The organism is Echinicola soli (assembly GCF_006575665.1).
In the GTDB taxonomy this organism is placed as follows: Bacteria; Bacteroidota; Bacteroidia; order Cytophagales; family Cyclobacteriaceae; genus Echinicola; species Echinicola soli.
Map to the genome: position 1 here is coordinate 3,640,205 of NZ_CP041253.1, position 12,424 is coordinate 3,652,628.

Consider the following 12,424-nt stretch of genomic DNA (forward strand, 5'->3'; position numbering starts at 1 on the left):
TAGTTGTTTGATGGTTTACTTCATTCCAAGTGTTTCGGCAGGAGCATCCTGCACACATCTAAAGCCTACATTGGAGGAGCCACTGTCATAGGCATGTCCTTGACGGGCACTGGGTCGGTAGTTGATGCAGTAGTTGTCAGAGCATAGGTAAGAGCCGCCTTTGATCACCCTTTCTTTGGCATAAGGGTTGGTAGGGTTGTAGCATTGGTTCATATTGGCGTCCAGTTTAGGAGCATTTCCAGTAAGTCGCTGGAATTTGATGGCGTCAAACCAGTCATCAGTCAGCTCCCATACATTACCAATGATGTCATAAAGCCCGTATGAGTTGGAAGGGTAGTTCTTTACGGGGGCTGTTCCCATAAAGCCATCTTTGCCTTGGTTTCCATTGGGGAATCGTCCCTGAAAGGTATTTGCCATAAACTTCCCTTGTGGTCTTAGCTCATCACCCCAGGAATATCTTTTTGCTTTCAAACCACCTCTAGCTGCAAATTCCCATTCTGCTTCAGTGGGTAATCTTTTACCAGCCCATTCTGCATAAGCAAGAGCATCATCATAGGCGATATGAACAACGGGGTGATTCATTCTTCCCGTGAGATCAGAGCCTGGACCTTCAGGATGCTTCCAGCTGGCACCAGGGGTCCACTTCCACCAATTGGAGATGTCTCTCGTATCCACTGGTTGGTCAGGTGCTACGAAGACCAACGATCCCGCTTGGAGCAGTGAATCATCCGGTTTAGGTGTGTCAGGGGGAAGTTGCTTTTTCATTTCTTCCCATTCGGGTTTTTTTTCTGCAACGGTCACATAGCCTGTTTCATCAACGAACTGTTTAAATTCAGCATTGGTCACCTCCGTTTCATCCATATAGAATCCGTCCACATGGCGTTTGACAGCAGGTCTTTCCACTGGATAGGCCTCCTCTTCATCCGTCCCCATCATGAAGTCTCCCCCGGGAATCCATACCATGCCTTTTTGTTTAGCTTGTTTTTGATTAGAGACTTGTTGAGTTGGTTTAGATTTTTTGTCAGAAGAGACTTCTTCTGTGCTTTTTCCTTCACTACAAGCCCAAAGCAATCCTGCTGTTGCAGCTAGAAGTAAGGTGCTGCTAAAGGGCTTTCGATAGATAGGTATATTCATAACAGTAAATATTATCGCTGTGTAGCTAGTTTAGGTTTCATGGACAAGTTATGTGCTTGATTTTTAAATGAAAAGCATATTGTGTAAAGATTGCACCAAAATAGGCAATAATTTGTGCTTTGATGGCCTCTTGGCCTTATGAATAGGCTAAATGTCGATAAAAATCATCGAGTGATGATATAAAGGGTGAGTTTGATAAAAGTCTGGAGAAATAGTTTAAGAAAAGGGGACAGTTCAGGAATTTTTAATTCTTCCCTCATATAGGTCAATAAAATCCTGTACACTTATCTTCTTTACCAATTCACCAATAAGCTCAAAAGGGATAAAATCCGGCTTTTTGAACCTGATGCAGCTTTTCCCCATGTCCAACTTGTAATTACTATGTTTAGGAAATTCCTCAATAAACCATCGCATGATCTGATCATCTGCATAGATTCCGCAGTGATATAGTGCTATGAAATTTTTCTGGTTGGCAATGGACATATAGGGTAGAGGAAGCTTTGGGTCGCAGTGATATCCGCTGGGGTAGATGGAGCGGGGTACGACATAGCCAATCATCCCATAGCTCATGGTTTCCTCAAATCCATCGGGAAGATTAGTGGCAATGGTGGCTCTTAATTTTGTAAGTGCGGCCCTTCGATCTTCTGGGACTTTGGAGAGGTAGTCATCTGGGTTTTGGGCGATTGTTTTCATGGCTAGGCAAATCTGTTAAGCTTTGGGGAAAGGTTGTGTAATGCGTTCCCTGACCATTTCTTTGACAGATTCTCCCAAAAGCACCACAGAAGATATGACCAATAACAGGTAATTCAGGATAATGGTCAGGTTAAAAGGGAGGGCCTTGATGCAATAGATGGTGACAGCGATGAATATCAAGGCGCTTAAGCCCCCTCCGGCGATTCCCATTCTAGGAGACTTGAAATGGGCAACCAGCAAAATAGCGGTTAATATTGCTGGAACAGACCAGGATAGTTTACCGGAAAACACCAGGTAGGTTGCTTCTTCTCCGAAAATAGCGTAGCAACAAACTGCAATCCAAAAAGCCGCCATTACAATTCTGAGGGTCTTTTGACCTATTTTTTCTATTTGTAGGAGTTGATTGACCATAGCTTTTTTCAGGATTATGTGTTGAAAACGAAGGGGTATTATCGAATGCAATAATATACATTTCAGGTTTAAGCTAAGAAATTATGGGAAATAAAAAAAGCGACCTGATCGTTCAGGTCGCTTCGAGTATAATTCTTTTTAGAATGGCCTACTGTGCATCGTTCGTATTGTCATGGAGCTTACCAAGCTCTTGGTCGATGGTCCACAGTCCAATACCTTCTTCTCCAATGATATCGAACAACTCCAGGGCTCTACGTGCCAGTGTTTCTTCTTCACGTTGTTCAGTCACATACCATTGCATAAAGCTGAACGTGGCAAAATCCTTCACCCCAAAGCAGTGATCCACAATGATATTGATAGACTTGGTGACTTGGATTTCATGCTCCAAGGTAAGCTGGAAGATCTCTTTGAGAGAATTAAAATGATGCTTGATACCAGAGATCTCTGGCTGTACCGCTAGACCACCAGCTTCGTTGATATAATGGAAAAGCTTCAACATATGGTGTCTTTCTTCTTCGGCATGTTCGTAAAGTAGTTTGGCTGCGTTGTTATAGCCCATCATATCACACCAAGATGCCATGCTTAAATAGGAAGCGGAAGATTTACCTTCCATTTCTATCTGTTTGTTTAACATCTTTTCAGTATCATGTAATAATGAACGTTGTAGCGTTACTATTTCTTTTTCTTTCGTCTTCATAATCACTTATGTTTAAGTTCTTAATACAAACATAACCAAATTATCAGAGTTTAGTTCAATGTATTACCTGTGTTTTCGGAATTTAGAATTGGTATAATTAAAGTTCTAAAGAATAATATTCTGTCTAAGTTAATTTGAATTAAATATAAATAAAGATGAAAAATGGGCTTTAGCGTAATATGAGCATGGTTGATTTATGAGGTGGGCTCTTTCATATGACCTTTCCCACCGGAGAATTGACAGGAAGCGATTTGAAAGGCTACTTGGAAATAGTACCGTCGGTATGGAATATTAGGTAACCCGCGATTTTATCTGCAGGATTCTAAGTATTACCAATCTTCAAATAATTAATTTCTTGGCGGTCCATATATGCTTGGAGGATCTGTATATGCATTTCATGATTTATCCAAGGTGTTTTGGTTCTTTTAGCCATATTCTTCAATTGGTAGAAAAGCATATCATTATAAAATCTCCTATAATCAAAGGGGGGAATGACTTGTGAGATGCGACCTTTGCGTGTATACTCAGATATAAGTTTAGCTCTATGTAATACTATGGGTAAGGTATTTCACCGAAAACCCTTAAAAAAAATCGGACTGGACTATAAAACTTGTATTAATGGATCCGCCTTGCAGGTATTGGGTGTTAAGAAATTAAATAAGGGGTTGGGCAAGAAGACAGGAGGATTTTGTCTGCATGAGGGAGGGGGTTAATTTTAGCGTAATAGATGCACCGCAGCGGGTTTTCCTCCTCAGGCGGACGGGTTTTGGCCACTTTTTTCACTTGTAGGAAAAAAGTGGCAAAGGATGAGCTGATGACAAAGCTTAAATGATACCATTACAAATTAATTCAGCACCCACAGTCAATCATATAGAACCATAAGTTTTTGTCTAAAATGTCTAGTATGGATTTATTTTCATCATTTTTTTTTAAAATTGCCGTATGAAAATAGTTGCAATGATTCCAGCACGCTATGGTGCTACACGCTTTCCAGGAAAGCTGACTTCTGATTTATGTGGTAAACCCGTTATTGTCAGGACTTATCTGAGTACGATGGCCACGGGTTTATTTGATAAGGTGATAGTAGTGACGGATCATAGACAGATAGCGGAACAGATCGAGCAGGAGGGAGGAGAAGTGTTTTTCAGTCAGAAAGCACATGAGAGTGGATCAGACCGTATAGCTGAAGCAGTAGCCGATGTGGAAGCCGATGTGGTGGTGAATGTACAGGGGGATGAGCCCTTTCAAGATAAGGAATCATTGTCAGGATTGGTACAGGCATTCGAAGATAAGTCTGTAAAGGTAGCTTCTCTCATGAGGAAAATTGAAGATGATGTAGATGTCATCAATCCCAATTCGGTCAAGGTGGTAGTGGACAAGGAAAATTTTGCCCTTTATTTTAGCCGCTGTCCTATCCCTTTCGTCCGGGATAAGTACCAACCTGATTACTATAGACATATTGGTGTTTATGCCTATACCAAGCAACTGCTGTTGGCATATACCAATTGGGAAAAGACCATGCTTGAAAAGGCAGAGATGCTTGAACAGTTACGGTTATTGGAAAATGGCATTCGTATTAAGATGGTAGAAACCACTCATGAGGCCGTGGCGATAGACACCAAGGCGGATCTGGACCGTGCGATTGCATTTTACCAGCGTAATTCCCAATAGCCTCTCATACCTGCAATTAGGCAACGGCCTTGAGCCCAATGATAGAACTTATTAGCAACATCAGAAAGCCTATTCTAAGCCAATTGGAGGGTTCTTGGAAAAAGAAAATCCCCACCAGTACAGTTCCTGCTGCACCAATGCCTGTCCAAACAGCATAGGCTGTGCCCATGGGGATGGTCTTGATGGCATGATTGAGCAGGTAGAAGCTTAAACTGATGCTGATGAAAAATGCAACTGACCATTTAAAATTGGTAAAGTTGTTGGCCATTTTCAGTGAAGTGGTGAAGGCTACTTCGAAAAGCCCTGCCAGGATCAATATTAACCAAGCCATAAACTAACGGTTTTTTAAGCTAAATGTGTGTACAGCCGCCAATCCTGCAGTTTCAGTCCGAAGCCTACTATTTCCTAAGCTACAGGGAGCAAAACCATTCTTGGTGGCGAGGTTGATTTCTTCAGGTGAAAAGTCTCCTTCTGGACCGATAAGAATCAAATAGGAAGTATTCTTTTCTGCCAGGTCAAATAGGTGATGAGTATGCGCTTCATCCACGTAGGCAATAAACTTTTGATGGTCAGCAAACGCGTCATTTTTCAGCAGGTCATGGAAGGAGATTAGAGGGTTAATAACGGGGAAATGTGTTTTGAGACTCTGTTTACAGGCGGCAACCATTTTCTTCTCAAGCCGATCTGGCTTCAAGAAGCTTCGCTCAGAATTAGTAGTCTTTAAAAATGTCAATTCCTGAAAACCAATCTCCGTAATCTTTTCCAACATCCATTCCATCCTGTCCGTGTTTTTGGTAGGGGCAATGGCCAGATGAATGCGATGGTCTGGAAGAGGTGTCTCTTTCTTTTCAATTATACTTAATTCGGTTCTTTTCAGATCACTTTTGGTGATCGTACAGGTGAACAAGTGACCTTTTCCATCTGTTAGCAAAACTTCATCGCCAATAACTTTTCTCAGCACTTTGACCAAATGCTTTGATTCCTCATGATTGAGGATGATGTTACCGGTATCAGGAATGTCTTTTTGATAGAATAGCTGCATGTATCACGTAATTTCTTACAAAGATAACAAGTAGTGGGGAAATGGTATGGGACCAAGCAAAATTTCCGGGGGATGAGAGATTTATATTCATTTGGTATGTCGCCACGAAGTCGCCAAGACACGAAGTTTTTTGTAGGCGGATTCCAAATTTCACGGAAAACAAACAGCTTTGGGTCTTAGAATTTTTGTGGAAAAAAACAAAAAAGAAATCCTTTTAAAATAAAGGGATTCATGCCCTCAACTTTTTCGCTTGCCTCCTTTTTAGCACATTTTGAGGACCAAGCAAAATTTCCGGGGGATGAGAGATTTACAAGTGGCTATGGTAAGCATATTTCCCTTTAATTTAGCAATAGTAATGCGTGCTCCAGTATAAAAAAATCAGTGCAAATCTTAGTAATCTGCATGCTATCGAAATCAACCCTAATCCCCCCCCCAACTTTTCCGCTTGATCCCAATTTTACACCTGAATAAAAGGACGGAAACACAATTTATTCAATTATGCTTGGCTACATGCATGATTGCGGAGACTCAAAAATAAAAAAGCGCAAATCGAATGATTTGCGCTTTTCCTAACCTTTATTAACCTTTATATAATTTAATCTTTTGAGAGTTCCATGTTGACAGATTTACCTTTAATGGTATTCCTTTTCATGACACTAATGACATGACTTGCATCTTTGGTAGGTACGTCCACAAAAGAGAAATTATCAAAGATGTCTATACCACCGATCAGACGACCAGAAATTCCTGCTTCACCAGCTATGGCTCCTACGATATCATTCGGTCTGATTCTGTCTTTTTTACCCAGATTAAGGAAAAGCCTGGCCATATTTGCTTCTCTTTTTCCTCTTTCACGGCCACCTTTTCGGGCACCTGGACGTTCTCCTCGACCTTTTTTAGCACCTCTTTCGAAGCGGTCTCTTCCTCGGCTTCCTCTTTCTCCTCTATCCCTTTCACGGCCTAGGTTTAGGTCGAAGTTCATGTCGGAAAGTTCCTGAATTGATTTGCCCATTTGCAGTTTTACCAACCCAAGAGCGATTTGATCCATGCTTAATCCTTCGGCAAGTAGCTGACCTAATGCTGCTTCAAAAAACTGGTTGTCTTCCTCTTTGGAAAGTTCTTTTGTAACATCTTTTACCAATTGATCTTTTTTCTGGTCAACCATTTCAGCGACAGAAGGCGGATTCATTTTGGTCAGGGATGTTTTGATGTATTTTTCCAGATCTTTAAGCCTGAAAATATCCTTTCTTCCTGTAATGAAAGAGATTGCCATACCTGAACGGCCAGCTCTGCCTGTTCTACCGATACGGTGAACATAGTACTCTTCATCCAGCGGGAGGTCATAATTAAATACCACTTCCACATTGTCTACATCGATTCCTCTCGCGGCTACATCAGTAGCTACCAACATTGCGCAGTGACCTTTTCTGAATTTGTTCATCACCTTGTCACGCTGTGCCTGGGACAAGTCTCCGTGTAGTGCTTCAGCAGAGATTCCTCTAGCGATCAAGCCTTCGGTAACTTCGTCTGTAGCCCTTTTGGTATTACAGAAAACCACGCCAAGATTAAATTGATGTACATTGACCAGTCTCGTGATCAGTTCCATCTTCAATGGAGGCTTGACTTCGTAATAAACCTGTGAAATGTTCTCAACAGTCAGTTCCTTACGGAGGATCTTGACGATTTCAGGATTGGTTTGATATTTTCTGGTCAAGTCCATGATAGGCTTGGCCATAGTTGCTGAGAAGAAGATCGTCTGTCTAATCTCAGGCATTTGGCTAAGAACCATTTCAATGTCTTCCCTGAAGCCCATGTCAAGCATTTCGTCTGCTTCATCCAGTACAATGGTTTGAACAGTATCAAGTTTCAGGGTGCCACGTTTCATGTGGTCCATAATTCTACCTGGTGTACCTACGACGATCTGTACACCTTTTTTAAGTGTCCGGATTTGACGGTCGATAGCTTCACCACCATAGATTGCTGTACTGAAAACACCCTTTTTGTGCTTGGCAAGTTTGGTGATTTCACCTTCTACCTGTACTGCGAGTTCCCTGGTAGGGCATAAGATCAATGCCTGTGGGTGCCTGCTGCTGCTGTCTACGCGATCGATGATCGGAATCCCGAAAGAAGCAGTTTTTCCAGTTCCTGTTTGTGCCTGGCCAATGACATCACGGCCATCTAGCATCAAAGGAATTGATTGTGCTTGAATTTCAGAAGGTTGGGTATAGCCCATACCTTCCACTGCTTGAAGAATTTCGTCTGAAATTCCCAAGTCTGCGAATAAAATCTCGTTTTCCATGAATTTTTCCTTACTCCTGCGCCCTGATTTTCCTTGATATAACCCAACACTACGGAGTAAGGAACCTCATGACTCAGAAAAGTTCTTTTCTTAATTGTGCTGCAAAGATATGTGTAATTATTTGCTTTTACAAATAAGGATAAAGTATTATTGAAATAAATAGTAAATAAATGTTCTTGGAAGGAAAAAATATTTGGTATGATAGATAAGGGCTTAAGATGTATTTCACTAAAAAACAGGAATATGAAAAAAGCGGAATCCAAGGATCCCGCTTTAGTTATTAGTTACAGTTACTGTTTAGATTATATTTTTATCTATCACCCATAGTGACATAAGAACGCTCATTGGCACCAGTGTAAACTTGTCTTGGTCGACCAATAGGTTCGTTGTTTTCTCTCATTTCTTTCCACTGTGCGATCCAGCCTGGTAGACGTCCCAGGGCAAACATGACAGTAAACATGTCAGTTGGGATACCTAGTGCCCTGTAGATGATGCCAGAATAGAAGTCCACATTTGGATATAATTTTCTGTCTACGAAGTACTGGTCATTGAGGGCCGCTTCTTCCAGTTCTTTGGCAATTTCCAATACAGGATCATTGACCCCCAGTTTACCAAGGACATCATCGGCGGCTTTCTTGATGATTTTAGCTCTTGGGTCAAAGTTTTTATAAACCCTGTGGCCAAAGCCCATAAGTCTAAACGGATCATTTTTGTCCTTAGCTTTGTCAAGGTATTTTTTCGTGTCACCACCATCTTCTTTGATCGCTTCCAGCATTTCGATCACCGATTGGTTAGCGCCGCCATGAAGTGGTCCCCACAGGGCATTGATGCCTGCTGAGATGGAAGCATAGATGCTGGCTTGGGAAGAGCCCACGATCCTTACAGTAGAAGTAGAGCAGTTTTGCTCGTGATCTGCATGAAGAATAAGAAGCTTGTCCAATGCTTTGGCAATGATAGGATCTACCTCGTACTTCTCCGCTGGTAGCGCAAACATCATTTTCATGAAGTTAGAGCAATAGTCCAGCCTATTGTCTGGGTAATTGGCCGGGTGCCCCATTTTATTTTTATACGCCCAAGCTGCAAAAGTAGGTAGCTTGGCCATTAATCTTACGATGCTCAATTTGATTTCTTCCTCAGTCCTGTTTGGATCCAATGAAGTAGGGTAGAAGGCTGTCAATGAACAGATCAAAGAAGACAATACGCCCATCGGATGGGCTACAGATGGGAAACCATCAAGAATCTTCTTGATATCTTCATGCACTAAGGTATGATAGGTGATTTCATTTGCAAACTGGTCATATTGCTCTTGAGTAGGAAGCTCACCATAAATTAATAGATAAGAAACCTCCAAAAAGTTAGACTTTTCAGCCAGGTCTTCGATGTTATACCCACGATATCTGAGGATACCTTGTTCTCCATCCAAGAAAGTAATGGCACTTTTTGTAGATCCTGTGTTTTTGAATCCTGGGTCTAATGTTATTAATCCAGATTCGCCTCTTAATTTGGCAATTTCTATTGCCTTCTCATTTTCAGTTCCTTCCGTTACTGGTAATTCATATTCGGTACCATTGAAGGATAACTTAGCTATTTCAGACATAAGTTTTACGTTTATCTATTTATGGTTTTGTTCAATCATGAAACCGTATTTGGCGGCCTTAAGTTAATAAAAAACCGCCTTATTTTCATAATAAACAGTATATATTACACGAATAAAATTAAGTAATTTTACTTAATTTTTTGTTGAGGTTATTTGTTGCATCCCATTTGCGCAATAATCAGAAAAACATACCTGATTGGGTTCATGTCTTATGGGGCAAATGCTCGAAAATACAAAATAAAATCCTGAGCCTGATATGTGGGATGTAATGGGGATAAAAAAAAGTAGTCTACCATGGTAGACTACTTTTAATGATTACTTGCAGAAATGCTCAAAAACTTCTACTAAATGTTCTCCAATAATTTGGGCATTTCTTCCTTCGATGTGGTGTCTCTCGATAAAGTGCACCAACTCTCCGTCCTTAAAGAGGGCCATGGCAGGAGATGATGGTGGATAAGGAAGACAAAGTTCCCTAACCTTGTTTACCGCTTCTGTATCGTTACCCGCAAATACCGTGGACAATGTCCCCGGTCTTGCATCGGTTTTGTCCAAGGCATACTTTACGCCTGGCCTTGCAGCACCTGCAGCACACCCACATACGGAGTTAACGACAATAAAGGTGGTTCCTTTATCATTTTTTAAGTGATTTTCTACATCTTCGGCAGTTTTAAATTCTTTAAAACCTACATCTGTTAATTCAGCACGCATTGGTGCTACTAATTCTTCAGGGTACATAATATCTTCAATTTAAATTAGTGCTTTTACATAAATCCTAGTTCCAACTTAGCTGCTTCGGACATCATGTCCTGCGAGTAGGGTGGATCAAAGGTAAGTTCTACTTCTACGTCGTTAATTCCTTGGATCTGCTGGATCCGGTCTTTTACTTCAGCAGGAATAGATTCTGCAGCAGGACAGTTGGGTGATGTCAGGGTCATTAATACATAAACGTTGTTCACAGGGAAGACACTGATTTCATAGATCAGTCCCAGTTCATAAACGTCCACAGGAATCTCTGGATCATATACCAATTTGATTGCCTGGACCACCTTGTCCCTAAGCTCAGGGATATTGGCAGGTTGTGCAGTTTGATTTTCTTCAGCCATAAATCTACACGTTTAGTTTTGATTGGTAAGCTATTGCGTATAACTTCATTTGTTTGATCATGGAAGCTAGACCATTGGATCGTTGGGAACCAATGATATTGCCCATGCCTATTTTTTCGATAAAGTAAAGATCCTCGTCTATGATTTCTTTTGGAGACCTACCTGAAAGTACCCTGATCAGTAAACTGATCAAACCTTTGGTAATGTCTGTATTGGAATCGGCTTTGAAGATGATTTTTTGGTCTTTTACTTCGGTGGTTAGCCATACTTTTGACTGGCAGCCTTTGATCAGGTTTTCGTCCAGTCTGGCTTCTTCGGGAAACTCATCCAATTGGTTTCCCAATTCCATGATGTAAAATATGGTCGACTCTCTGTCGCCTTCCAGAATAGAAAATTCGTCTATGATTTCTTCCTGAACTTGCTTGATGTCACTCATTTATTTTTCAATTTCGCAATTTTGCGGACACTTTCACAGAGCTTGTCCACTTCTTCTTTGGTGTTATAAACAGAAAAGGAAGCCCTTACAGTTCCCTCGATATCAAATCGATTCATCAGCGGCTGGGTACAATGGTGTCCTGTCCTTACGGCAATTCCAGCTGCATCTAACATCACACCCACATCAAACGGGTGCATGTCCTTGATCAAAAAAGAAAGTACACTTACTTTTTTATCCGCAGTACCTACAGGTATAAAGCCTTTAATGTCTTTAAGTTGTCTTTCTGCATGGTGAAGTAAGTCCTCTTCATGCTTTCTGATGTTTTCTTTACCCAGTTCTTTGACAAACTCCAAAGCCTTCTGAAAGGCAATGACATCGGCAATATTAGGTGTCCCCGCTTCAAATTTAAAGGGGATTTCATTGTAAGTGGTCTTTTCGAAGGTTACTTCCTTAATCATTTCACCGCCACCTTGGTATGGGGGCATGGCTTCCAGTATCTCCCTTTTTCCATAAAGGACACCCAGGCCGGTAGGGCCGTAGATTTTATGGGCAGACATGACGAAAAAGTCACAGTCTAGCGCCTGTACATCTATAGCTAAGTGTGCAGAAGATTGGGCACCGTCTATTAGCACCTTTGCACCGACTTCGTGGGATTTGTCAATGATTTTTTTGACAGGATTGATAGTGCCGAGTGCGTTGGAAGCATGTACTACTGCAACCAATTTGGTCTTTTCGCTTAGCAGTTTATCAAATTCCTCCATGATCAGTTCTCCCTTATCATTGATTGGGATGACCTTTAGCTTTGCACCCGTTTCTTCACATAGCATCTGCCAAGGTACGATATTGGAATGATGCTCCAGTGTACTGATGATGATTTCATCGCCCGGTTCAATGAATTTTCTACCAAAAGTAGCGGCCACGAGGTTAATGCCTTCTGTGGTTCCCTTGGTAAAGATGATCTCTTCTTCTTCAGAGGCATTGATAAACTCCTTGATGAGCGTTCGGGTTTTCTCAAATGATCTGGTCGCACGGTCTGCTAATGTATGGGCACCACGGTGGATATTGGAATTATCATGGGTGTAATAAGCAGACAAAGCCTCCAACACCCTTTTTGGCTTTTGGGTAGTGGCCGCATTGTCCATATATATGAGCGGTTTTCCGTTTACTTCTTGGTCAAGTACCGGAAATTCTTCTCGGATATGTTGGATATTCAGCGTCATGAATGGCGTTTATTGATTGTTTGATGGTTTTATCCGAAATACGTATTAGCCTATGAGTTGTGACCTGAAATGGTTTCAACATCAGTTGATTTTCAGCCTTCTCTACGATTCCTCCTGCATA

Annotated in this window: 13 protein-coding genes; 1 reads left to right on the plus strand and 12 read right to left on the minus strand. The window is 41.4% G+C overall.

What is annotated here, in order from left to right; genetic code table 11:
• Positions 1–15: 15 nt before the first annotated feature.
• From FKX85_RS14395 to FKX85_RS14410, 4 genes are all read right to left on the minus strand, one after another.
• The gene (locus tag FKX85_RS14395; RefSeq protein WP_141615400.1) at positions 16–1,134 is read right to left on the minus strand and encodes a formylglycine-generating enzyme family protein; all 1,119 of its coding nucleotides are present in this window, start codon (positions 1,132–1,134) and stop codon (positions 16–18) included.
• A gap of 234 nt (positions 1,135–1,368) precedes the next feature.
• Positions 1,369–1,827, minus strand: coding sequence for a DUF1801 domain-containing protein (locus tag FKX85_RS14400; protein ID WP_141615401.1), 459 nt, complete (start codon positions 1,825–1,827; stop codon positions 1,369–1,371).
• A 15-nt stretch (positions 1,828–1,842) separates the two neighbouring features.
• A complete protein-coding gene (locus FKX85_RS14405; protein WP_141615402.1) occupies positions 1,843–2,238 on the minus strand; it encodes a hypothetical protein in 396 nt (131 codons plus the stop codon).
• Between the two features lie 148 nt (positions 2,239–2,386).
• Complete coding sequence (locus FKX85_RS14410; protein ID WP_141615403.1) at positions 2,387–2,935, minus strand: ferritin; 549 nt, start codon at positions 2,933–2,935, stop codon at positions 2,387–2,389.
• A gap of 942 nt (positions 2,936–3,877) precedes the next feature.
• Between FKX85_RS14410 and kdsB the strand changes: the two genes are divergently transcribed.
• Positions 3,878–4,606, plus strand: coding sequence for a 3-deoxy-manno-octulosonate cytidylyltransferase (gene kdsB / locus FKX85_RS14415; RefSeq protein WP_141615404.1), 729 nt, complete (start codon positions 3,878–3,880; stop codon positions 4,604–4,606).
• 16 nt (positions 4,607–4,622) lie between these two features.
• Here kdsB and FKX85_RS14420 read toward each other — a convergent pair whose 3' ends face one another.
• The 8 genes from FKX85_RS14420 to FKX85_RS14455 all read right to left on the minus strand — a co-directional run bounded on the left by FKX85_RS14420 (position 4,623) and on the right by FKX85_RS14455 (position 12,303).
• Entirely contained in the window at positions 4,623–4,937 is a 315-nt protein-coding gene (locus FKX85_RS14420; RefSeq protein ID WP_141615405.1) for a DMT family transporter, read from the minus strand.
• A 3-nt stretch (positions 4,938–4,940) separates the two neighbouring features.
• The gene (locus FKX85_RS14425) at positions 4,941–5,648 is read right to left on the minus strand and encodes a 16S rRNA (uracil(1498)-N(3))-methyltransferase (RefSeq protein WP_141615406.1); all 708 of its coding nucleotides are present in this window, start codon (positions 5,646–5,648) and stop codon (positions 4,941–4,943) included.
• 595 nt (positions 5,649–6,243) lie between these two features.
• Entirely contained in the window at positions 6,244–7,947 is a 1,704-nt protein-coding gene (locus FKX85_RS14430) for a DEAD/DEAH box helicase (RefSeq protein WP_141615407.1), read from the minus strand.
• Positions 7,948–8,257: 310 nt separating this feature from the next.
• Complete coding sequence (locus tag FKX85_RS14435; protein ID WP_141615408.1) at positions 8,258–9,544, minus strand: citrate synthase; 1,287 nt, start codon at positions 9,542–9,544, stop codon at positions 8,258–8,260.
• Positions 9,545–9,859: 315 nt separating this feature from the next.
• Positions 9,860–10,279: a BrxA/BrxB family bacilliredoxin gene (locus FKX85_RS14440; RefSeq protein WP_141615409.1), complete on the minus strand. Its 420-nt coding sequence runs from the start codon at positions 10,277–10,279 to the stop codon at positions 9,860–9,862.
• A 26-nt stretch (positions 10,280–10,305) separates the two neighbouring features.
• A complete protein-coding gene (locus FKX85_RS14445) occupies positions 10,306–10,647 on the minus strand; it encodes an SUF system Fe-S cluster assembly protein (protein WP_141615410.1) in 342 nt (113 codons plus the stop codon).
• A 4-nt stretch (positions 10,648–10,651) separates the two neighbouring features.
• Complete coding sequence (locus FKX85_RS14450) at positions 10,652–11,083, minus strand: SufE family protein (RefSeq protein WP_141615411.1); 432 nt, start codon at positions 11,081–11,083, stop codon at positions 10,652–10,654.
• Complete coding sequence (locus FKX85_RS14455) at positions 11,080–12,303, minus strand: cysteine desulfurase (protein WP_141615412.1); 1,224 nt, start codon at positions 12,301–12,303, stop codon at positions 11,080–11,082. The genes FKX85_RS14450 and FKX85_RS14455 overlap by 4 nt, the downstream gene beginning before the upstream one ends.
• Between the last annotated feature and the right edge of the window lie 121 nt (positions 12,304–12,424).